Below are 21679 nucleotides of genomic sequence, written 5' to 3'. Positions count from 1 at the left end.
TCAGAGCTCAATGTTGACCAGCGCAAAGGCCACAAGGCTGTTTGCGACATGGAAGACCACCTGCGACTGCGAGAACTCCGCCAAATACTCGCTGACGTCCCCGTGGATCTTAGAATTGTAGTCATGCCAGACGATGACGCCGCGCTTGACGATGCCGAATGCGTTTTCCGTATCGGCGCGGACGATCTGGTGCTCATGCCCGCCATCGATGAAGATCATCTCGGCCGACTGGAAGGTCTCCTTGAAATTGATCGTCGTCGAGTCTTCCTTGACGAGCGTCAGGCGCCTCCTTTGCGCCTCGGTGATCGACGCCAGATAGGCCTCGCCATCGATTTCCTGGCGCTTGCGGAGATAATCGTCATTCTGCTCTGCGGACGACAAAGCGCTGCGCTCGTCAGTCTCGGCAAGGTGCGCCGTGAGGCCCTTCGGCAGGTCGATTGAGACCACCTCGCAATCGTCAGGCGTGTTTTCGATGAAAAGGCGTGTGGTGAAACCTTTGTAAGTGCCGATTTCGATGATCTTCCGGGGCTTCACGATCTTGGCGAGCAGCACCAGGACAACCTGGTCCACCAGCGTGATGCTGCCGATTTCTATCGGGGGCAGGCTGGCCGTATACTCTTTCGCGATCTTCAACTCCTCGGCGAGTTCTAAAAGAGTGCGCAGTTTAAGTTCGTAGATCCCCGATTTCGCGACAAGCGCGGAGCGTAACGCCGCGGCGCTTTCAATGAGCTTCTGCATCCCTGAACCCGTGATTCCGTCCATTGTGATTCAATCCTTTGAGATTTCTTTTGCGCCTGCATGCAACTCAGAGACGTATCCTGATGCGAGCGATCCGTTCATCCAGTTCCGGAAACAATGCTCTCCAGTAGGAATAGTGATTGATGAGGTTCCGATAAGCGATGGGGTGATCGGAGGACTGCAGGTAGCCCTTGTCGATCGCCAGATTGAGCACTTCCTCGTAGTAGGTGATCGAGTAGATGAAATAGCGGTTGGCCGCCGGATTTGATTGCGAATTGGAGTGCTGGCGGAAGTAGGAGAGGGGCATGGGATGGCCGACAATCGCCCCGCGGAGGGAGAGCCCAATCCAGGACGAAAGATCGAGCGGTCCAGAAATGATGCCGTCCACGACCTTGAAAAGACCGAAACGGCCGGAGTCATCGAAGCAATCGGCCGTTCTCAGGAGCGCCGACGAGAACTCGCCAAGCAGATTGTGATGCTTGACGGCGGTGATGCGTATGAAGTCAGGGCCCTCGATCACCTTCAAAGAGCCTTCGACCATCAATCCGTTGCCGAGATTTGTTATCTGGTTTCGCTCGTCGATGAAATATCGTGGAGAAAACGCAAGTTTCGTCCCTCTGTTCTGTGTGGCTTCAAGCGCCTGGAGCAGGTACTGGATGCAGAACGGATTGAGAACGTCGTCGTCGAAGAGATATTTGATGTACTCGCCGCCGGCTAGCCCGGCGAGCCGCATGACGTTTTTGTACTCGGCAGGATCCGGATTGCGGCTGTACTTAACAACGCCTGAGTATCGCTCGCAGATTTTCGCGATCGCATCAGTCGGGCAATCGTCAGAGACGATGATTTCCGTGTCATCGAAACTTTGCGCGATCGCGCTCTTCAGCGCGAGCTCAAAGAAATCGGGCTTGTAGGCCGGTATACAGATTGACACGCGCGGCAAATGGCTCTCCCTTCAGGCACCTCACTCAAGCCGGTTGAAACGTCTGTCGGTTCGGCCGGCAAAAGCGGTGGTCGGCGCTTCGAAGGACCGAAGCAAACCCGCTTGCCATGCTCATAGAGTGCGGACTTTACGCGAGGCTTGCGGGAACTTCATGGGTCGGCCTGACCACGTGGGCGGCGCGGCGAAGATGCCTGTATCTGAGGGGAGAATGGCACGCCCTAGGGGCGAGCCAATTTTTTTGTTTTCATTACACTTTTTTGTATGGGGTTAGGGGTTTTGTTCCCGTAGCGTTTCGTAAAACCCCTAATCCCTTAAGCCTCGGTGCGCGCGTCTCGGCCCTCTGGCCGATCGGTGTCGCGGCAGATCCTTTGCGTCATTTGCGAATAGCGATTGTTGTCGCCGTCGCATAACGGGCATGCATCGGAGCCGCTGAAATCAGCCGTTTGCACGCTATCAAAGCCGCACGTCTGGCATTCGAAATAAAAAAATCCAGGCTGATCGGTCGCCATTTTTTTCATTATTCCTCGCACATCACGCCGATATCCTGGCCATTATAGAGCAGGCGACTATGTGCGCGACGCCAACAAGAAACTGGCAATGTTCGACATCGCGCAGACGATCAACGAGCGCGAAGAAAGCGCAATTTGATGAAGCGTCGCGGGAACCTGCGAATCGTGCGTTAGGGGTTGAAATGAGGCGTTAGGGGAAACCCCTTATAAAAACCCCTCAAAGACCCGAAAAAACATAATAAAATGAGATTGGCACGCCCTAGGGGAGTCGAACCCCTCTTCCCAGAATGAAAATCTGGTGTCCTAACCGATAGACGAAGGGCGCTTCCTTCGTGGTGGCGCCCTTATAGTCAGCACCTTTGTGCGCTGCAAGCGGCAAAACGCGAAAAATTAGCGATTATCCAGATTTTTTCGAGGCTTGTGGAAAACGACGATCGTTGAATCCATCTCAGGACGACAAAGCATCCTAAGCGGCCTTGTCAAACTTGGATGATGGTACGCCTCGCCCCGGACGATCGGACCGAGTTGCTGGCGGCGTATCTTGCTCGCAAGACTGTCGGCGCTTGCGTCGTTCGTCCCGGCACAGGCCCGCTGCAAAACTTGCTCCCGCCTGCCAAATCCTGGATGGTTGCTCGCATATAATAACTATATGATGCAATTCAACCTGGTACGCCCTAGGGGAATCGAACCCCTCTTTACAGAATGAGAATCTGTCGTCCTAACCGATAGACGAAGGGCGCGTTGTGTCGCGTGCAGATAGGAACGCTCCACGGCTTTCTCAAGCGTACCGACAAATAGACACAATGAAAAGAAAAATGGCAGTCCTGACCGCTCTTCTCACTCCGATTGAAGCAGCTTGTCCGCTGCTGAGCTCGGGTAACGCAAGCAGAGTACGATGCCGCCAAATCGCATAACTCGGACCGCGAACTCAACGAGAGAACCAGTCGTTGGGAAATGCGTCGAGGCTGTTCCTATAATATTCGAAAGGGCCGGGAGGTCGGGATCGGCTTTTGCGGAAGGAGTAAATAATTACTCGTGGTGTTACTGTCCGACGTGCCGATTGTCTCTATGGATTGATGGCACGCCCTAGGGGCGTGCTTCTTTTGAAATCAAGTATTTAGTTTTGGGATCGAAAGGCCTTGTAACAACGCGCATGGCCGATTGGACGAAGCAAGCCGGACTGCCAAAAGGTTACACGCTTCACGGCTTGCGCCACACGTTCGGCAGCCTGTTGGCCGAGGCCAATTTGCAGACACGCGCCGTCATGGAAGCAATGGGCCATACGGATCTAAAATCGACCGAACATTACATGCGCCGAATCAATCAGCGCCGGATAATGATCGACGCCGCCCGCTCGTTGAATGATCACGGCGAAACGACGATAGCCGTAAATAAGCCTATCCTGCGCATCGTGAAGTGAATCCCATTAAGTTTTGGGATCAAATGGGATCGCCCACATTAAGTAATTGATTTTAAAGTAGTTTGGCACGCCCTAGGGGAGTCGAACCCCTCTTCCCAGAATGAAAATCTGGTGTCCTAACCGATAGACGAAGGGCGCTTCCTTCGTGGTGGCGCCCTTATAGTCAGGCCTTTTGAATCCCGCAAGCGGGAATTGCGGTTTTCTTTCAAAAAAATGACAGGAAATCCGAGGCTGTGTAAGAGGCCGATTATCTAAGACGAATCAATAGGCTGGCGGCTGTTTCTTTAAGGGATAGCCTAATGCTGCCGCAACGTGATGTGGCAGATTGCGCTGCCGTCAGATGGCGCTGGCGTTCGGTGTCCGGCTGCCTCGGGCGCCGCAGCCCCAGTTCCAGTCGCGGCTCTTGCCGGTATCGAGATGCACCGAATCTGTGTGGCAGTAGGTGCCGACGCCGCCGCGGCGCGGCAGCGAGCGGATATAGGCGGCGATATCCCATTTGGAGACGCCGTCGACCTTGATGTCGGCGGCGTCACAGGTCTTGTGCATCGATTCCTCGGCGCCGCCGACCATCCGGTTATGCCCTGGGTCGCGATATCCGGAGGTGACGATGACCGGCCTGCCGAAATGCGTTTCGACCGCCTTGATGACATTGAGCATGGCAGGCTTGAAGCAGCCGACCTCGACGTTTGGGTTCTGGATGTGCAGGCCGTTCGGCGCCACGCGTGTCAAACCCGGCAGGGACGCCTTCTCAAGGAGCCCGGCGAGACCACCGACGAGGTTCTGTTTCGGAGCGGCATAGAGCGCGTTCATCGAACCGCCCGTCAGGCTGCCGGTCGAAAGCGACGCGGTCTGGTAGGCGGGCGCAAGCTTCGTGCCGGTGTTTTCGGACGATTGCTGCGGCAGAAGCACTTCGCCCTGCTGCGGTGGCTGGTCGGGCTGGGGCGCACTGAAGACGCTGCTGCGTGCGGCATCGACGCCCCGGACCGGCGCATAGGCGCTGGGGCCGGCCGGCCGGATGATCGTCGAGGTCCGGTTGTTCTGCGGCATTGCCGGCTGGGCCGAGAAGATGCTCATCGTGCCGGCATTGATGCGGGTCGGCTGCATGACCATGCCGGCGATATTGGGGGGCTGTGTGGCGTCTGCGCCGGCGGGCATGGCCCCAGCATTCGGGTCCTGCGCCGCCATCTGCTGCTGCGCGCCCGATACGTTCGTGACCATCGGATCGCGATAGGCGCCTTTGGCAGCCTTGCCCGGCGCGTTGGCCGCAAGCTGCTCGGCTGAAGGACCAACAGGAAGGACGGTTGCCGAATCAACGACCTTGCGATTCGAGACGCAGCCGGAGAGCGCAAGGGCGGCAACAGCGATGAGAAGTGCAGCCGCGGCGGGCATCCGCTTTTGGAGAATGAGCAAGCGACGGTCTCCGTTGGCGCGGAGGACCATTCAACCGTATCGTCTTCCGCTTCGAGTCGGCCGCAGAGTGCCTGCGGGGCAGCCTGGCGGCAAGCGCGAAGCGGGCACGGAGGTCCGAAATCGCAAAAGCCGCAAGCCTCGCAAAAGCCTCAGCTTACCAGGCGCCGGTATTGCCCATCGAAAGCCACGGCTCGGCCGCCGGAAGGCTGCCGTTCTTCTGCAGGATTTCGATGGAAATTCCATCGGGCGAACGAACAAAAGCCATGCGGCCGTCGCGTGGCGGACGGTTGATGGTGATGTCGTTGTCCATCAAATGCTGGCAGGTCGCGTAAATGTCGTCGACCTCGTAGGCGAGGTGGCCGAAGTTGCGTCCGCCGGTATATTCCTCGGGATCCCAATTGTAAGTAAGTTCGAGGCAGGGGGCGCCATTTTTCTCTGCATTTGTGATATCGTCGTTTGCGGCGAGGAAAACCAGGGTAAAACGGCCGCTTTCGTTTTCGGAGCGCCGGATTTCCTTGAGGCCGAAAAGTGTGCAGTAGAAATGCAGGGAGGCATCCAGATCCTTCACACGGACCATAGTGTGGAGATAACGCATTCTATTTCCTCTCTAAAATGTGGAGCTGCTTCGTTATGTGGCAGGAGGTCAGCTTCGGGCAAGACATGCGACTAAAATGAGCAGTTGGGAATAACCGAAAACAGGACTTGCGCTTATCCGTTACCAAGATGTTAATCTTGATTGCAAGAATCAGTTAACCGTAACAGTGTGACGCGTATTGAGGGGCTGGCGACATGGCTGATAGGATTTCATCGAAGGAATTCACCGATATCGACGAGCTGTCCGGGGATGCCGTCGACCTCGTTGAAATCACCGGTGTCGTCAAATGGTTCGATGTCGCCAAGGGCTTCGGCTTCATTGTCCCCGACAACGGCATGCAGGATGTCCTGCTGCACGTAACCTGCCTTCGCCGCGACGGTTACCAGACGATCCTCGAGGGCACGCGCATCGTCGCGCTGATCCAACGCCGCGAGCGCGGCTATCAGGCGTTCAAGATTCTCTCCATGGACCAGTCGACTGCCGTCCATCCGTCGCAGCTGCCGCCGGTGCGCACCCACGTGCAGGTCACTCCGACGAGTGGCCTTGAGCGGGCACTGGTGAAGTGGTTCAACCGCACGAAGGGTTTCGGCTTTTTGACGCGCGGCGAGGGTACGGAAGACATCTTCGTGCACATGGAAACCCTTCGCCGCTTTGGCCTGACCGAGCTTCGCCCCGGCCAGGTCGTTCTCGTCCGCTACGGCGATGGCGACAAGGGCCTGATGGCAGCCGAAATCCACCCGGATATGCCAAGCCCGGCAAGCCGGTCGCACTGATGCCTCGCTGCATGGCGATACATGCCATCAAAGGCGCCTTTCTGGCGCTTTTTTTCATGCTGGCCGTCTCCGCCTTCGCCCAGCAGCAACCGCATTTCGACAAGGAGCCGTTGGTGATCCAGACTGCCTCCGGCAGGATGCTGAATTTCACGGTGGAGATTGCCGCCAGCAATGAGCAGCGGCAGTACGGTTTGATGTTCCGTAAGGAAATGGCCGAGGATGCCGGAATGATCTTCGACTTCGGCCAGCCGCGGCGGGTGACAATGTGGATGGAAAACACCATCTTGCCGCTCGACATGCTATTCATCGATAGCGGCGGCACCATTCGCCACATCAAGGAAAATGCCGTGCCCTATTCGAGGGCGATCATTGATTCGATGGGTGTTGTGAAATACGTCGTGGAGCTGAACGCCGGCGTCGTCAGAAAATACGGAATCAAGGTCGGCGACAAGGTCGCAAGCGCAACGGTGACGAGAAAAAATTAGCGGTGCGCCGTAGGCATCGCCCGATCTCTCGTAATATCACTGCTTTCTCACCGGTTTGGCCTTGGCCTGGATTAATCGCTCCATGAACAGCGCCATCTTGCGCTTGATGGTACCGTACGTGCCGAGTTCGAAGTCGCAGTGATAGCAGGTGATGATGTCGCTATCGAGCGGCTGTGGGCGCGGAAAGTTCATCCGGGTCTTGCCGCACTTGGGGCAGGGGACTTCAACTTGCATCTACGGCTCCTGCGCAGAGACATTGGCCGCCTGCGAAGACATTTTTTGAAAGGGTGGTCGGAGTGGAGAGATTCGAACTCCCGACCCTCTGGTCCCAAACCAGATGCGCTACCAGACTGCGCTACACTCCGTGAGAGGGGGCAATACACGCTTCACCCCGGCCCCGCAATATCTAATTCGCGTCTTCCCCGTCTTCAACACGGCATTGTTGTTCCGTCGGCAACCTTCCGGGGACTGGGTCCTCGCTTACAGCGCCGGCATTTCGCACAGTCGGCTTTTTTCTTGAAAGTGGAGGGATTCGCGGCTAAGCAAATTTCACCTCTTCGCGTTATAGAGGCGATGTAGACCATTCCGGAGACGGGATGGAAGGCTAAGTTTTAGCGGGCACAGCCCGCGTATCCGGAGGCGTGCAGCTGATGTCTGCCAAGATCTACCGTCCCGCCAAGACCGCCATGCAGTCCGGCAAGGCGAAGACGCATCTTTGGGTGCTTGAATTCGATCAGGAGCAGCCGCGCAAGATCGATCCCATCATGGGCTACACATCCTCCGGCGATATGCGCCAGCAGGTGAAGCTGACTTTCGAGACGCAGGAATTGGCGGAAGCCTATGCCAAGCGCAACGGCATCGAATACCGCGTGATTGCGCCGAAGGAACCAGCTCGCCAGACAGTCGCTTATCCTGATAATTTCCGCTATACGCGCACGCAGCCCTGGACGCATTGAGCGCTCAGGCATGCGCCTCTCGCCGCTGCACCGTTGCAGCGGCCGGACGGCCCCTTAGCTCAGCTGGATAGAGCACCTGCCTTCTAAGCAGGTGGTCGCAGGTTCGAATCCTGCAGGGGTCGCCAAACCATTTTTGTCCATACCGAAGACCCCTCTCCGGTACAGAACGTCGCTGGAAATGAAAATGCTCGCATAGGGGCGGGCAAATCGATACTTACTGGCAGTTCGAACTCCAAATCCTTCAAAACTCTCACGGGCACTCGTGATACAGATAGTAAGCGGAACTCCGCTGGCCGTCATCGCCAATGGTCACAAGCAGAATCGGATTGACGAGCTTTTGCCTAGGAATTCCGGACCCTTGTCCCCTTATCTACCTCGGTGACCGCCAGCGCCCCCGAAGATGGCGTCGGCGCTTCGGTGCGGCAAATGCAGGAACACATGCGTGATCTCGCTGCATCCGGCTCTGCATGGGAAATGGAATTGGATCGCCGGGGCGTACTTGATGAAGGAACGCTCGAAGTGGCTTGGATGGAAGAACATGCACGGGAACTGGTGCAGCGACTTAGTGCGTCATCATAGCATGCGCATCACACCACGCGGGGATAAGACCGGTATGGTGCTGATCCACAACGATCTGAATTCATAATGCATCTCTCTTTCGCGTTCAGTTGAAGGTTTCGCGTACTTGAATGGCTCGCGAGCGATCGAATTCACTTCATCGTCGGCGGAAACTCCTTTGGAGGCGGGGTTGGATTCGGAATTTCTTCGGGCGGCAAATCGGGGTCCGGCTCTTCGATTGGGGGCTCGGGAATATCGGGCGGCCGATCAGGAACGGGACTGGGCTTTGGGTTTGGCGTCGGCTCAGGCTGAATGGTCGTCATGGAGGACTCCCTTCTATTGGCTCTAACCATACCAGTGCTGGTTCGTTCCCACGAGCCTCAGTGAACGATAGTGATCACCGGAATGCCAGCTTCCTCGGCCGCTCGGATGAGCGCAGATCTCGCCTCTGCTGGGGAGGTCGTGCCGTGCAACGCCTCCAAACACGTCTTAACCGCCACGAGGTATTCCTCGCCATCATCGAGTGGCCAAGATGCGAACAAAGCTTCTGCAGCGTCGCCTAGAGACTTCACCAACTTGTATTTTTCAGAGCCATTCATCACCAGCATCAGCGGCGCAAACGCTGTGAATTTGTGCCAGTTCATTACACTCGAACTCCTAGCGGTAAACACATCAGTAACTGTGCAAGAGTCGTGCCGTGCGTGGGTGTGCATGAACGCTCGCTTCATGTACAAGATCACCGATGACCACGTGGTCGAGGCCGAGCAGGACGTCCTGGATGCATCCTGGCGAAGAAGTGCTTTTATGACGGATCGGCGGAGACCGGCTTCAACGAACGATCGGCGCCTGAACTGCGCGAAGCTGTCGACAAACTCAAGGTGAAGAAACCTGTCGAATATTCCGGCCGCTCAAAATATCGTTTGGGTGAAGCCAGACTGGTGGCCGAGGTCGAATGTCGCGCGCGGTCGCATGACGGCAAGCTGTGGCAGTCGTCATACAAGGGACTGCGGGATCCGGATGACAACGCGGAGATTCATGAAATTGAAGGGCAGGCAGCCGCTTGGTGGCCCGAGCACGCACCAGGCAGCATAAGGGTCGGGTTTGCGCGCAGCTGTCGGGGTGCCGAACAGCTTTCACTCGAGAGGCGGCGGCCAATGGCACGGTAGACTGAGATGCCTACCGGTACCGGTAACCGTCACGATCACGATCACGATCACGATCACCTCTCGATGATGATGAGCCTTCCAATCTGTCCAGCATTTGGAGCACGAGGTCGGCGCAAACTCTTGTCGGTTCGTCATCGGCGCACCTGATGCTGATCTTGACGTCGCCATCCTGGATGTAAAAGCGCGCGGCCCTGCGAGGCGCCGGCTGGCGGTCATCCCGGTCGCTGCGCAATTCATCGCGCCGGGCGCCCTCATCTGACGGGGTCGGTTGGGGCGCCGGAGTGGATTCAGGCGCCACAGAACGACCGTCTGGCGGGGGTGGCGGCGGCGCCTCAGTGGGCTGCTGGGCGTAGCTCGCGCCGGCAGATATTGCCAAGGTTGCGGCTGCAACGGAAAGGATGGTCTTCATCGATGAATCCTCAGATTTCGCACGTGAAGGAACGCGCCGCACCCAGGTTGGTTGCAAAGTTGGCCATCGCAGACCACGAGCACTGAGGACAAATTTTAATGGGTACTATCGTGGATTGCGGGGGGCTTACGGCTCTGCTACTCCGATCGCTATGAACCAGCCCCGCAGGCGTCGACAATTTCGGGGCCACGCGCCTCCTCGGCCCGGCGAGCATCTTCGAAGAGTGCCGAGGACGCGCCCGAAGGTCGGATGAGCGGTCAATCTTGCGAAAGCGATTAGGGAGACGGGCTTCGGAGGAAGAAGGCGGCACCGATTAGAGAAAATGCCTTCGACGATATCTGGTGCCAAAGGTCGGCTGCCTCAAATGGCGAGCCGGTGTCATGACGCACGACGCATCTGGCCTGCACTTTCGTTGGCCTCAGGCAGCCAAGAGGACTTCTTGCTGCTCATTTCGGTTCAGCGCGCCGGCCAACTGCTCGGCCTCTTCGGCGGTGAGCATGTCCATGACAAATCCGTTGACCACCGCTTCTCGGCCAGTGACTTCATCGACCACCGACCAGTAGATGTTGAGGTTCTTGTGAACGCTGTAGGTCTTGGTGTCCATGGAAAATCTCCTTCTTGAAGCACTTATAGAAAAGCACTGCCTTATCAGAAAGTGAATCGTGCGTGCGAATATCAACACTATCTATCTGTATAGTGCGCCCACGCTCGATTCACACCAGCGCTTCGGCTGGGCCTTTAATCCGGAGACGGACGTTTTATCGTGAACCTCGCGGGATCCCCAAGCGGCAGTTGGGGAGCTGTCTTCTGTTGTCGGCGGTTTCCGACGACTGATGCCGATTGATCCGGGTTCACCGATAAGCGGACATCAAGTCGATCCGGCTTTCGGCGTCCATCAGTTCCTCCCCAACCGCGAAGGGGGACCAGTTCTAGGTGTCGCTATCGTGCCAGTTTTGCATGTCGCCCGACAAGACTCCGCTGCTAACCTGGGGACAACCGCTGGATAATCGCGAGGGAAAGCAAAGGTGTAATCGACGCAGATCTGCGCTTCAGGGCGCTGGCATAGTCGAGCAGCCATGGCATGCAGGCTTGGTACGTATTATAAGGAAGGTCGTTTCGACCGATGTCGGGTTAGGCCATGAATCAGGAAATCCAAGCGTTCGACAGAGGAATCGATAATTGATCGATGAGGACAAGCCTGATCTGACTGCCGTTTTCAAGGCTTTGGCCGAGAGCCCAAAGCGCGACAACAGAGCTTATCATAAGGCGCTTGCCGAGGCTCGCGAGGCCTTCGAAACCGCGGAGCTGGCATTAGGCGGAGCGTTTCGGGTGCAGATGAAAACCAAAATGAAGCGTAACGGCGATTACGTCGTGAAATGGACTTTCAAGCGCCATAGTGATGAAAGGCCGAAATCGCGATGATCATGTTGGGCGAAATGTGAAACTGATTCGCCGGGTGCCTCATCCAAAAATGCTACCATAAGACCTGGCGGTGGAAGAGCCGACGAGATGCCATCCACGCCATCGAGGCTCTCAATGGCCCTCCTGCCCACCGCCTTTTAATCCTCGAACATTGTCGCCTCCACTGGTTTCGTAACCAGGCATTTACCAGCTTCCTATCTGTGCGCAGGTTCATCTTGGAAGAAACGGTTGTTTTTGCGTATAACGGTTTTGCTAACAGGGGTTGTATCGGTGATCTTCGTTGCGATTGGGCTTCTTATTGCTCATGTTGTTTTGATAGCCACTGGGTTCGGCCTTCGTAACAGCGAGGAACAATGGGTGCTCGGCCTGATATTCGGTTGGTATTGCCTTGCCATCCTTGGCTCCATTGGCGCGATATGGATCCACTATAAAAAATCCACCCAGCGCGGGGGGCCGTCTTGCTAGATGCAGGACTATTCAGATTCGAAGCCAAGCGACGCCGCGCTCGTGTTCTTTGAAACGGAACATCTCAAAGCCAACATTCGGACTGCATTGGCGGAAGCGACTCTGAGCCCATGGCAGCGGAGCTTTCTCTCGGACGTGCTCTCAAGGTTGGAGAGATATGGCAGCAGGACGCGGCTGAGCGACAAGCAACTGACCAAGCTGCACCAGATTCTCCGGCGTGACGGAGCAGGACATCGCGGAGCGACGCCGACATACCGCGCTGCTGTCCATCGACGCCGTTCGCAACATCACACACGTTCTTTCCTGTCACGACAGGCCACATGGTGGGGCAGGAGACTTGTCCGCGACATGATCATCGTGGCGGCCATTGCGGTCGTCGGACTTCTCTACTCATTGTTCGAGACCGGACCATCGCGATTTCTCGGCATGGCCGACACGTCGCCGATTGCGACAGGGTCGGTCGAGCAAAGGTTCACAGTCACAGACGGCGATACGGTCCACATCCTTGGAGAGCGGGCAGGGACGCGCCTGGTTGGTTTCAATACGCCTGAGACGTTCAGTCCTCAATGTAATGATGAACGGGAGCTCGGCAATCGCGCAAAATCGCGTCTGAAGGAGCTGGTAAATCTACCAAACGTGCAACTCACGAAGGTGGCATGTGCCTGCCGAGCCGGCACCGAAGGAACAGATGAATGCAACTACGGACGCACTTGCGGCGTCCTGAAGGTCGACGGGCGGGATGTGGGACAAATCCTGATTGCCGAAGGACTCGCCGTACCGTTCATCTGCGGAGGAGACCGGTGTCCGGGAACCCCAAGGCCGTGGTGCGGGCGCCGATCATGATCCTTTGAGACACCGCTGAACAGTCTGCGCTTTCTTTTGTGCAAGCAACGATCTTTATGGACATAAATAATGGCAATCTTAATCCGGCTGTTAAGGATTTCCGCCTCTTACTCGATCCGAAAGAATGGCCCGAAATTCCCGACAAGAGGCATCGTGCGGCGGGCGTTCGGATCGATTCCATATGGCATGTCCGTAGACGCGACGTGGTCAAAGGACGGTCAGCGGCTTCTTTGGGTGGAGACGGGATTTAGCACCTTGTAGTCAGTGGCCGCTTAGGTGGTGGGAAGGAGAAGCAGATGGTCGCTCTTTGGTTGCAATCTTCAACGCCCCCGAGCGCTTTGATGCAGGATTTTGGGTGATGAGAATATTTTTTGATGTTGATGGCGTGCTGGTCGATGGCTGGCATTCAGATCCGTCGCTTCGCAAGCCCTGGGACGCGACGATCGAGGCTGATCTCGGCGTTGACCGGGCGGCATTCGGCGATCTCTTCTTTGGCGTTGCGGGCGGCCGTTCGAGTTCGCTGATGGCTGATTGTATCACCGGCAAACGCAACCTCGCGGAGGCCCTTGCCGAGATTCTCCCGGAGGTTGGCTATCACGGCGATGCGAAGGACTTCATGAGATATTGGTTCGACAAGGATTCGAATATCAACACGGAGGTTTTTGATCTGGTCGAGACCATAAGGAGCAGTGGCAGTGGCGTCGAGCTCTACGTGGCAACCGGTCAGGAGCATTGCCGGGCGCGGTTTCTTTGGAACGAGCTGGGTTTCTCGAAGCTGTTCGACCAAATGTTTTACAGCGCGGAAATTCGATACCCGAAGAAGGATATTCGCTTCTTCGAGACGATTAATACCCGATTGCACATCGGAACCGGCGAGCGCCCGATTTTTTTCGACGACCAGCCCGAAATCGTGGCGGTGGCGAGGCAGGCCGGGTGGGATGCAAATCAGTTCGCTTCTGCGTCAGACATTCGCCAGCACCCGCGGCTGCGCCATCTTTGGGCATCCGTGTGATCGCGGGCGGATATGGCCCGCGTTTCCGCCCTGGATGCGCGCAAATGCATATGCGCTTCTCAGGGCGGATAGGCGGGAGGTGAACCCGTCAGTGGCTTCCGGCGTTCTTGCTGGCGAGCAGCATCACATAGTCTTCTGCAGCGTCCGCGAGCGCGAGCGCCACTTCGGCAGGCGTCCAGCCGTGCTGCTGCAAGCGTTTGATCATTTCGAACATCGCAGCTTCGACTTCCGTCCGGCAATTCATAGGATGCTCCGGTCTGCCATTTGCATGCTGTGAACCGTGAATTTCCATCATTCTCTCTGCCCCCGTGTTTTGGACCCCGTGCAACTTCGGGCGCCCTTTTTAGGCAAAGAGCATCGCATAACTTCACGCTGAAGCAAGTGGATGCCTAATCAAGAGTTAAAGCAGACCGTTGCATGACGTCATTTGACGACATTTCTGGAAACCGCATTGGCGAATGGGCGGGTTTGAAGACCATCACACCCAGTTGCGGCGCTTTTTAGCGGTCATCATCACCCCAGTCGAAGAACGGGCGAAAGACGCGCCTTGAAATCATGAGGCTGCGATCGGGACGGATGATGTAGGTCTCTTCCACCTCACGTCCCCTGTTGTCGTAAAATGTGTGCGGGAATGCGGAACCAATCGGTGATTTCGTCAGCTTCGTGCGGGGCTGGCCGCTGTAGGTGATGCTGCCGGGGATGGGCTCCAATCCGGGACCGGAAATGTCGCCTGTGGCCGAACACCCTGCGATCAATGCCCCCACGATAAGAATTGCGGCAAATTGGGCTTTCATCGGAGTGCTCCATAATGTGGGTCGGCATGCTATCCAAGATAGGTATGCCCCTCCGCTTTTCCATGGCCGAGCGAATGCTGCTCCTTTACCGCACGTTGCCGTCAGACGGTCTCGGCGGTTGTGAGCGATGAGATGCTCGCTGGCGATATAAAGAAAGGCCGCCGGAGCGCTCTCCGGCGGCCTTTCTTAACGAAGTTCTTTCGCTCAATGCAAGATCTGGCTGAGGAAGAGCTTAGTGCGCTCGTGCTGCGGGTTGTCGAAGAATTCGGCGGGCGAATTCTGTTCGACGATCTGGCCCTGGTCCATGAAGATGACGCGGTTTGCGACCTGACGGGCAAAGCCCATTTCGTGGGTCACGCAGAGCATCGTCATGCCTTCTTCCGCAAGACCCACCATCGTATCCAGCACTTCCTTGATCATTTCCGGATCGAGCGCCGAGGTCGGCTCGTCGAAAAGCATGATCTTCGGGTTCATGCAGAGCGAGCGGGCAATCGCCACGCGCTGCTGCTGGCCACCTGAAAGCTGGCCGGGATACTTGTTCGCCTGTTCCGGGATCTTGACGCGCTTGAGGAAGTGCATGGCGACCTCTTCGGCTTGCTTTTTTGGCATCTTGCGCACCCAGATCGGCGCCAGCGTGCAGTTTTCAAGGATCGTCAGATGCGGGAACAGATTGAAGTGCTGGAACACCATCCCGACTTCGCGGCGCACTTCGTCAATCTTCTTCAGGTCGTTCGTGAGTTCCGTGCCGTCAACGAGGATGTGGCCCTTCTGGTGCTCTTCGAGACGGTTGATGCAGCGGATCATCGTCGACTTGCCGGAGCCCGAAGGGCCGGCGATGACGATGCGCTCGCCGCGCATGACCTTGAGATTGATGTCGCGCAGCACGTGAAAATCGCCGTACCACTTGTTCATGTTGATGATCTCGACCGCTACATCCGTTGCGGAAACGGTCATTTTCTTGGGTTCAGCCATGTTTATTCCCTCATTCTTATCGTTTGTGGCCGGTGTCGAGGTGGCGTTCCATGAACACGGAATAGCGCGACATGCCGAAGCAGAAGACCCAGAAGACGAAGCCCGCGAATACGAGACCCGTCAACGGTGTGACCGAACTTGCCCAATTGGCGTCGGTGAAGTTCAGCCGGACGATACCAAGCAGGTCGAACATGCTGATGATCGAAACGAGCGATGTATCCTTGAACATGCCGATGAACGTGTTGACGATCCCGGGGATGACCAGCTTGATTGCCTGCGGCAGGACGACGAGCCGCATCTTCTGCCAATAGCCGAGCCCGAGGGAGTCGGCTCCCTCATACTGGCCCTTCGGGATTGCCTGCAGGCCGCCGCGAATGACTTCTGCCATATAGGCGGAGGCGAAGATCGATACGCCGATCACCGCGCGCATCAGCTTGTCGACATTCCAGCCGGTCGGCAGGAAGAGCGGCAGCATGACGCTTGCCATGAAGAGCACCGTGATCAGAGGTATTCCGCGGATCACTTCGATGAAAGTGACGCAGACCATCTTCACGACGGGCATTGTCGATCGCCGGCCAAGCGCCAGCACGATACCGAATGGCAGCGAAACCGCCATGCCGACGAATGACACGACCAGCGTTACGAGCAGACCGCCCCAGAGGGGAGTCTCGACGATCTCGAGGCCGAAGCCGCCATAGAGCATGAAGAACGAGAAGATCGGCAGCACGGCGAAGAGCAGGATCGCGTTCAGGCCCTTGCGCGGCACAGACGGGATCAGCATCGGCACCAGCAGGAGCACGAAGAGGATTCCGACGAGCGTCGGACGCCAGCGCTCGTCAAGCGGATAGCGGCCGAAAATGAACTGATCGAACTTCGCACTGACGAAGGCCCAGCAAGCGCCGCTCCAGTTCTCTGGTTGCACGCCACCCTGGACGGCGGTTGCACAGAAGGTTCGGTCGGTACCGGTCCATACGGCCTGGACGAAGAGCCAGTCGATCATCTGAGGCACGACCCAGGCGAGGAGGGCGATCGCGAGCACCGTCAGGACAATGTCCCTCGGCGTTGCAAGCAGGTTGCGTCTGACCCAGGCGAAAGCACCGCGTTCTCCCGGCGGCGGCGGTTCCGGCGCTAATATCGCCGTTCTGACAAAGGAAGAGTTGGAAACGGACATCTTATCTCTCCACCAGTGCCATCTTAGCGTTGAACCAGTTCATGAACAGCGACGTGAGAATACTGAGACTTAGATAGACGACGATCCAGATCAGCACGACTTCGATAGACTGGCCAGTCTGGTTGAGGGTCGTTCCGCCGACGGCGACAAGATCCGCAAAGCCGATCGCAATCGCCAGCGACGAGTTCTTCGTCAGGTTCAGATACTGGCTCGTCAGCGGCGGAATGATGATGCGGAAGGCCTGGGGCACCACGACAAGGCGGGTGATGGCGGAAGGATGCAGTCCAAGAGCGCCTGCCGCCTCCGATTGTCCTTTGGCTACACCGCGAATGCCGGCGCGGACGATCTCGGCGATGAAGGCTGCCGTATAGAAGGATAGTGCCAGGAAGAGCGACATGAATTCAGGCCCGACAACCGAGCCGCCCGTCAGATTGAACTTGCCGGCGACCGGAACGTCGAAGGACATCGGCAGCCCGGCCAGCAGGAAGGCCAAGATCGGTAGGCCGGCGATCAGTGCGATCGAGACCAAGATCGTGTGGAACGGCTGGCCCGTCGCGGCCTGGCGCTTGTGAGCCCAGCGCGCGGTTGCGACGGCGGCGATGACGCCGACGACGAAGGCGATCAGAACCGCCCACATGCCCGGTTCGAAGATCGGCTTCGGAAAGGCGAGACCACGATTGTTCAGGAACATGCTGAACGGCAGATGCACAGAATCGCGCGGCTGCGGCAGAACGGCGAGAACGCCGGAATACCAAAAGAAGATGACAAGCAGCGGCGGGATGTTGCGGAACACTTCGACATAGACCGTGCACAGCTTGGCAATGAGCCAGTTGTGCGACAGGCGTCCTATGCCGATGATGAAGCCGATGATCGTCGCGGTGATGATACCGGTAACGGCGACCAGGAGGGTATTCAGGAAACCGACGACGAGGGCCCGTCCGTAGGTCGAGTCGCTGGAGTAGGAAATCAACGACTGACCGACCTCGAAGCCGGCGCGACCTCTGAGGAAGGCGAAACCAGAGGCCGTATTGCTGCGTGCGAGATTCTCCACCGTGTTGTCGACGATCCACCAGACCACTCCAGCGATCACGAGGACGGTGAGAACCTGATAAAAGATACCCCGGTATTTGGGATCATAAATTGCGGACCGGAAGGTCCCGCCGGTTTTAGGCAACGGTGTCGTGCCCAGAGCCTCTTGCGTCATGCCGAGCCAATTCCCCTATGTGCCCGTTTTGGGCTTTTTTCTTGGACGTGGGAAAGGCGGTTTCCCGCCTTTCCGGTATTTCTATTCCAGGCCAGCGATCAACGGACCGGGGGCGCGTACTGGATGCCGCCCTTGCTCCACAGAGCGTTCAGGCCGCGTTCGATCTTGAGCGGGCTGCCCTGACCGATGTTGCGCTCGAAGACTTCGCCGTAATTGCCGACGCCTTTGATCACATTATAAGCCCAATCGTTGGTGAGGCCGAGATCGGTACCGATCTTTGTATCGGCTTCGGAACCGAGGAAGCGCTTGATGTCCGGGTTCGGCGAGTTCTTCATCTCGTCGACATTGGCCTGGGTAATGCCGAAGTCTTCAGCATTGACCAGAGCGAAGGCCGTCCAGGACACGACATCGAACCACTGGTCGTCACCCTGGCGGACGGCCGGGCCGAGCGGCTCCTTGGAGATGATCTCCGGAAGGATCATGTGCTCGTCAGGGTTCTTCAGCGTCAGACGCAGAGAATAAAGGCCGGACTGGTCGGTCGTGTAAACGTCGCAACGACCGGAATCGTATGCGGCGTTGACTTCCTCGAGCTTTTCGAAAACGACCGGGTTGTACTGAAGGTTATTGGCCTTGAAATAGTCGGCGAGATTGAGCTCGGTCGTTGTGCCTGCCTGAACGCAGACGGCAGCTCCGGAAAGCTCGAGAGCCGACTTAACGTTCAGTCCCTTGCGAACCATGAAGCCCTGACCGTCATAATAGGTGACGGGACGGAAGTTGAAGCCGAGAGCGGTATCTCGGTTGATCGTCCAGGTCGTGTTACGCGACAAGACGTCGACTTCGCCGGACTGCAGGGCCGGGAAGCGGTCTTTCGCGGAAAGGGGCGTATACTTGACCTTGGTCGGATCGCCGAACACAGCTGAAGCGACCGCCTTGCAGAAATCGACGTCGAAGCCGGCCCAGTTGCCGGACGCGTCAGGCTGAGCAAAGCCGACGAGGCCGCTGTTGACGCCGCACTGGACGAAACCCTTTGCCTTAACGTCTGCGAGAGTTGCTGCCGAGGCAGCCGAGGCGCCAAGTGCGAAAACTGCTGCGCCGACAGCGGCGGACAGGAGCTTAATCTTCATTTTTCCCAACCTTTATCTGTTGTCTTATGTTTTTGTGGAGGGGACGGCTGAAGCAAACCATTCGCCCCCCAATTCTCGACACCCTCCCGGCGCGAGCGGTTCTATCACAGTCGCAAATATCACCACGGTCAAGTGTCGCGGTTCACAATTGCGGCAGAAATTGGCATTTTGGCAAAATGCGCCGCCCTCATAGGCATTTGAGCAAGAAATGGGCAGCCCTTTGCGGAAAAATCTCGCGTAATCCACTGATATATCTGATAAAGTAAGAAAGGAGGAATTTGGAAGTCTGAGCCCCGGGGTTGACCGTTTTGCGAGGCGGGTCCAGAAGTGCAGCTTTCATCATTCCGCCAAGGGCCATTCCAGATTATGAACGACAGAGACAATTTACTGCAGAGCGCGGGCATCAATACGCGCCTGACGCATATCGGCAACGATCCTTCGGACTACTTCGGTTTCATCAACCCACCGGTCGTCCACGCCTCCACAGTACTTTTTCCCAATGCCGGGACGATGGAGAGGCGGTCGCAGAAATATACTTACGGCACCCGCGGAACGCCGACGACGGATGCGCTTTGTGATGCGATCAATGTGCTTGAGGGGGCTGCCGGAACGATTCTGGTTCCTACGGGCCTTGCCGCCGTTACGGTGCCGTTGCTCGCATTTCTCTCGTCCGGCGATCATGTTCTCATCGTCGATTCGGTCTATACGCCGACCCGTCATTTCTGCGACACGATGCTGAGGCGCCTCGGCATCGAGGTCGAATACTACGACCCGGCGGTCGGCGCCGGCGTCGAGCAGCTCTTCAAGCCAAACACGAAGCTAGTGCACACCGAGGCTCCAGGGTCGAATACTTTTGAAATGCAGGACATTCCGGCAATTGCCGCGATCGCCCACAAGCATGGTGCAGTCGTTGCAATGGACAATACCTGGGCGACGCCGGTCTTTTTCCGGCCGCTTGACTTCGGCGTCGATATTTCGATCCATGCCGCGACGAAATATCCCTCCGGCCACTCCGACATCCTGATGGGCACGGTTTCGGCCAATGCCAGGCATTGGGAGCAACTGAAGGAAGCCAATATCACGCTCGGCATTTGCGGCGCGCCAGACGACGCCTACCAGATCCTGCGCGGCCTGCGCACCATGGGTGTACGGCTTGAGCGGCACTATGAAAGCGCGCTGACGATCGCCAAATGGCTCGAGGGCAGGGAGGAGGTCGCGCGGGTCCTGCATCCGGCTCTGCCCAGCTTCCCGTCGCACGAACTCTGGAAGCGTGATTTCAAGGGAGCGAGCGGCATCTTCTCCTTCGTGCTCGCTGCCGATGCGCCGGAGAAATTCAAGGCGAAGGCGCACGCCTTCCTCGACGCCCTGCAGATCTTCGGTCTGGGTTATTCCTGGGGCGGGTTCGAGAGTCTTGCAGTCCACGTCAATCTCAATGATCGCCGAATCCGCAAGGCGCCCCAGGAAGGGCCTGTCGTCCGGCTTCAGATCGGTCTTGAAGACGTGGCAGACATCAAGGCCGATATTGAACGCGGTCTTGCTGCCGCCAATGCCGTCTGATCAGTCGATCGGACGGTAGCCGTAGATCCAGTCGAGATCCGAAGCGAGCCTTTGCGGCGCCTTTAGCGAAAGCACGATATCGCGGCCGATACGGACCGGACCGCGAGCATGATAAGCCAAGCGATTGAAGGCGCCGCGCTTGCGAATTCTCGCGACGCGGGGCGCACGCTGTTGTTCGAAGTGAAGCAGGGCTTCCTTCACAGGATGGGCTGCAAGCAGCGCTGCGAGCTCATAGGCATCTTCGATTGCCATCGCCGCGCCCTGGGCCGCAAAAGGCGTCATGGCGTGAGCTGCGTCGCCGATAAGGACGGTGTCACTTCCATTTTGCCACTTGCCCTCCGTCGCTTCGTAGAGCGGCCAGAAGGTAATCCGGGCCTCACCGATCAGCGATTTGATATCGGCACTCCATCCGGAAAAGCGCGATATAAGCTGCCTCAATTGTTGATCCGTCGGCTCGTTGCCCCACTCCTGCGGCGCAGCGTTGCCGGCCGTGATGGCGACGAGATTGAGGCTATCTGCCTCCTTCAGCGGATAGCAGACGAGATGTGCCGACGGCCCGAGGAATGCCGAGACATTGGCGTGGTCAAGGAATGCCGGCGCATACTTTCCGGCAATCGTGAAGCGATAGGCAATGTAGCCGGAAAAATGCGGCGACGGACCACCGTTGATCGACTGCCGCAGCTTCGACCAGACGCCGTCAGCGCCGATGGTCACGTCCGGCTGGCGGGTGGTTTGAGGAAGCGCGCCCGGGGTGATCTTTCGGCCGAGATGGATCGCGCAAAGAGGCTCTGCCGCGACAGCCGCAAGCAGCGCGCCTTGCAGCGTCGCGCGGTGCAGGACGCCGTAGGGAGCTCCCCAGCGGATGCGCGCGAAGTCGCCTGCCGGAACGGCTGCAAGTAGCTGAAGCGTAACGCCGGAGAAAAGGCGAATGAACTGCGGCTCGAGCCAGACTTTTTCGATGTTTTCCAGGACACCGAGTTTGGAGAGGATGCGCGAGGCATTCGGCGAGATTTGCAGGCCGGCGCCGACCTCAGCAAGCACGGATGCCTGCTCGAAAATATCTGAACTGATGCCGCGTCTAGCCAGCGCCAGAGCCGCCGTAAGGCCCGCAGTTCCGGCGCCGATGATGGCGGCGTGTGCGATCGGCATCTGATGT

Annotated in this window: 23 protein-coding genes, 5 tRNA genes and 1 pseudogene; 10 read left to right on the top strand and 19 right to left on the bottom strand. The window is 57.5% G+C overall.

The genetic code is table 11. The features are described from left to right. From EV130_RS27065 to EV130_RS27040, 5 genes are all read right to left on the bottom strand, one after another. Complete coding sequence (locus EV130_RS27065) at positions 1-762, bottom strand: class I SAM-dependent methyltransferase (protein WP_074061146.1); 762 nt, start codon at positions 760-762, stop codon at positions 1-3. Positions 763-805: 43 nt separating this feature from the next. Then, positions 806-1669, bottom strand: a complete 864-nt coding sequence (locus EV130_RS27060) for a glycosyltransferase family 2 protein (RefSeq protein WP_245520132.1) — start codon at positions 1667-1669, stop codon at positions 806-808. Between the two features lie 320 nt (positions 1670-1989). Next, complete coding sequence (locus EV130_RS27055; protein ID WP_132552596.1) at positions 1990-2187, bottom strand: hypothetical protein; 198 nt, start codon at positions 2185-2187, stop codon at positions 1990-1992. 250 nt (positions 2188-2437) lie between these two features. Further along, positions 2438-2512: transfer RNA gene (locus EV130_RS27045), tRNA-Glu, on the bottom strand. Positions 2513-2852: 340 nt separating this feature from the next. Further along, positions 2853-2927 (bottom strand) — tRNA-Glu (locus tag EV130_RS27040). Positions 2928-3340: 413 nt separating this feature from the next. Between EV130_RS27040 and EV130_RS27035 the strand changes: the two genes are divergently transcribed. Next, the gene (locus tag EV130_RS27035; protein WP_074061149.1) at positions 3341-3607 is read left to right on the top strand and encodes a site-specific integrase; all 267 of its coding nucleotides are present in this window, start codon (positions 3341-3343) and stop codon (positions 3605-3607) included. A 63-nt stretch (positions 3608-3670) separates the two neighbouring features. Here EV130_RS27035 and EV130_RS27030 read toward each other — a convergent pair. From EV130_RS27030 to EV130_RS27020, 3 genes are all read right to left on the bottom strand, one after another. Beyond that, positions 3671-3745: transfer RNA gene (locus tag EV130_RS27030), tRNA-Glu, on the bottom strand. A gap of 198 nt (positions 3746-3943) precedes the next feature. Continuing rightward, positions 3944-5047 (bottom strand): YcbK family protein, encoded by a 1104-nt coding sequence (locus EV130_RS27025; RefSeq protein WP_425375528.1) that lies wholly within the window; start codon positions 5045-5047, stop codon positions 3944-3946. Between the two features lie 124 nt (positions 5048-5171). After that, the gene (locus EV130_RS27020; protein ID WP_132552594.1) at positions 5172-5612 is read right to left on the bottom strand and encodes a VOC family protein; all 441 of its coding nucleotides are present in this window, start codon (positions 5610-5612) and stop codon (positions 5172-5174) included. Positions 5613-5806: 194 nt separating this feature from the next. Here EV130_RS27020 and EV130_RS27015 point away from each other — a divergent pair, with 194 nt between their 5' ends. Further along, positions 5807-6385: a cold-shock protein gene (locus tag EV130_RS27015; protein WP_022715433.1), complete on the top strand. Its 579-nt coding sequence runs from the start codon at positions 5807-5809 to the stop codon at positions 6383-6385. Between the two features lie 11 nt (positions 6386-6396). Next, entirely contained in the window at positions 6397-6870 is a 474-nt protein-coding gene (locus EV130_RS27010) for a DUF192 domain-containing protein (RefSeq protein ID WP_420493373.1), read from the top strand. Positions 6871-6906: 36 nt separating this feature from the next. On the opposite strand, the gene EV130_RS27005 is transcribed toward EV130_RS27010, so the two are convergent. Next, positions 6907-7104, bottom strand: coding sequence for a hypothetical protein (locus EV130_RS27005; protein ID WP_132552593.1), 198 nt, complete (start codon positions 7102-7104; stop codon positions 6907-6909). 54 nt (positions 7105-7158) lie between these two features. Next, positions 7159-7235: transfer RNA gene (locus EV130_RS27000), tRNA-Pro, on the bottom strand. Between the two features lie 285 nt (positions 7236-7520). Between EV130_RS27000 and EV130_RS26995 the strand changes: the two genes are divergently transcribed. The 3 genes and pseudogenes from EV130_RS26995 to EV130_RS34045 form a co-directional block, all read left to right on the top strand. Next, positions 7521-7826: an ETC complex I subunit gene (locus EV130_RS26995; protein ID WP_074061152.1), complete on the top strand. Its 306-nt coding sequence runs from the start codon at positions 7521-7523 to the stop codon at positions 7824-7826. 48 nt (positions 7827-7874) lie between these two features. Next, positions 7875-7951: transfer RNA gene (locus tag EV130_RS26990), tRNA-Arg, on the top strand. Between the two features lie 292 nt (positions 7952-8243). Next, a pseudogene (locus EV130_RS34045) lies at positions 8244-8405 on the top strand (aminoglycoside phosphotransferase family protein); the annotation flags it as partial. A gap of 359 nt (positions 8406-8764) precedes the next feature. Here EV130_RS34045 and EV130_RS26980 read toward each other — a convergent pair. Further along, positions 8765-9028, bottom strand: coding sequence for a DUF982 domain-containing protein (locus EV130_RS26980; protein ID WP_074061153.1), 264 nt, complete (start codon positions 9026-9028; stop codon positions 8765-8767). 138 nt (positions 9029-9166) lie between these two features. On the opposite strand from EV130_RS26980, the gene EV130_RS34040 reads away from it, so the two are divergent. After that, the gene (locus EV130_RS34040; protein WP_342635861.1) at positions 9167-9550 is read left to right on the top strand and encodes an ATP dependent DNA ligase; all 384 of its coding nucleotides are present in this window, start codon (positions 9167-9169) and stop codon (positions 9548-9550) included. A gap of 827 nt (positions 9551-10377) precedes the next feature. Here the strand turns inward: EV130_RS34040 and EV130_RS26970 are convergent. Then, a complete protein-coding gene (locus tag EV130_RS26970) occupies positions 10378-10563 on the bottom strand; it encodes a hypothetical protein (protein ID WP_074061154.1) in 186 nt (61 codons plus the stop codon). Between the two features lie 575 nt (positions 10564-11138). On the opposite strand from EV130_RS26970, the gene EV130_RS26965 reads away from it, so the two are divergent. Together EV130_RS26965 and EV130_RS26945 are read left to right on the top strand one after the other, a co-directional pair. Then, positions 11139-11381 carry a hypothetical protein gene (locus tag EV130_RS26965; RefSeq protein ID WP_335727725.1) on the top strand — a complete coding sequence of 81 codons (243 nt, stop codon included), beginning with the start codon at positions 11139-11141 and terminating at the stop codon, positions 11379-11381. Positions 11382-12996: 1615 nt separating this feature from the next. Further along, positions 12997-13701 carry an HAD family hydrolase gene (locus EV130_RS26945; RefSeq protein ID WP_237358540.1) on the top strand — a complete coding sequence of 235 codons (705 nt, stop codon included), beginning with the start codon at positions 12997-12999 and terminating at the stop codon, positions 13699-13701. 88 nt (positions 13702-13789) lie between these two features. On the opposite strand, the gene EV130_RS26940 is transcribed toward EV130_RS26945, so the two are convergent. The 6 genes from EV130_RS26940 to EV130_RS26915 all read right to left on the bottom strand — a co-directional run bounded on the left by EV130_RS26940 (position 13790) and on the right by EV130_RS26915 (position 18966). Next, positions 13790-13945: a hypothetical protein gene (locus EV130_RS26940; RefSeq protein ID WP_420493374.1), complete on the bottom strand. Its 156-nt coding sequence runs from the start codon at positions 13943-13945 to the stop codon at positions 13790-13792. Positions 13946-14201: 256 nt separating this feature from the next. Beyond that, positions 14202-14495, bottom strand: a complete 294-nt coding sequence (locus EV130_RS26935) for a hypothetical protein (protein ID WP_074061157.1) — start codon at positions 14493-14495, stop codon at positions 14202-14204. Positions 14496-14699: 204 nt separating this feature from the next. Further along, positions 14700-15467 carry an amino acid ABC transporter ATP-binding protein gene (locus EV130_RS26930; RefSeq protein WP_022715463.1) on the bottom strand — a complete coding sequence of 256 codons (768 nt, stop codon included), beginning with the start codon at positions 15465-15467 and terminating at the stop codon, positions 14700-14702. Positions 15468-15483: 16 nt separating this feature from the next. After that, on the bottom strand, positions 15484-16638 hold the full coding sequence (locus tag EV130_RS26925) for an amino acid ABC transporter permease (RefSeq protein ID WP_074061159.1): 1155 nt from the start codon (positions 16636-16638) through the stop codon (positions 15484-15486). 1 nt (position 16639) lies between these two features. Further along, positions 16640-17842: an amino acid ABC transporter permease gene (locus tag EV130_RS26920; protein ID WP_074061160.1), complete on the bottom strand. Its 1203-nt coding sequence runs from the start codon at positions 17840-17842 to the stop codon at positions 16640-16642. Between the two features lie 98 nt (positions 17843-17940). After that, positions 17941-18966, bottom strand: a complete 1026-nt coding sequence (locus EV130_RS26915) for an amino acid ABC transporter substrate-binding protein (RefSeq protein WP_074061161.1) — start codon at positions 18964-18966, stop codon at positions 17941-17943. Positions 18967-19332: 366 nt separating this feature from the next. Here EV130_RS26915 and EV130_RS26910 point away from each other — a divergent pair, with 366 nt between their 5' ends. Further along, entirely contained in the window at positions 19333-20523 is a 1191-nt protein-coding gene (locus EV130_RS26910) for a cystathionine beta-lyase (RefSeq protein ID WP_074061162.1), read from the top strand. Here EV130_RS26910 and EV130_RS26905 read toward each other — a convergent pair whose 3' ends face one another. Further along, on the bottom strand, positions 20524-21672 hold the full coding sequence (locus tag EV130_RS26905) for an FAD-dependent monooxygenase (RefSeq protein ID WP_074061163.1): 1149 nt from the start codon (positions 21670-21672) through the stop codon (positions 20524-20526). Positions 21673-21679: the final 7 nt, after the last annotated feature.

This window comes from Rhizobium azibense, from assembly GCF_004342325.1.
GTDB classification, from domain to species: domain Bacteria; phylum Pseudomonadota; class Alphaproteobacteria; order Rhizobiales; family Rhizobiaceae; genus Rhizobium; species Rhizobium etli_B.
The sequence above is the reverse complement of the archived record's forward strand: the minus strand, read 5'-3'. Positions and strand labels throughout refer to the sequence as shown.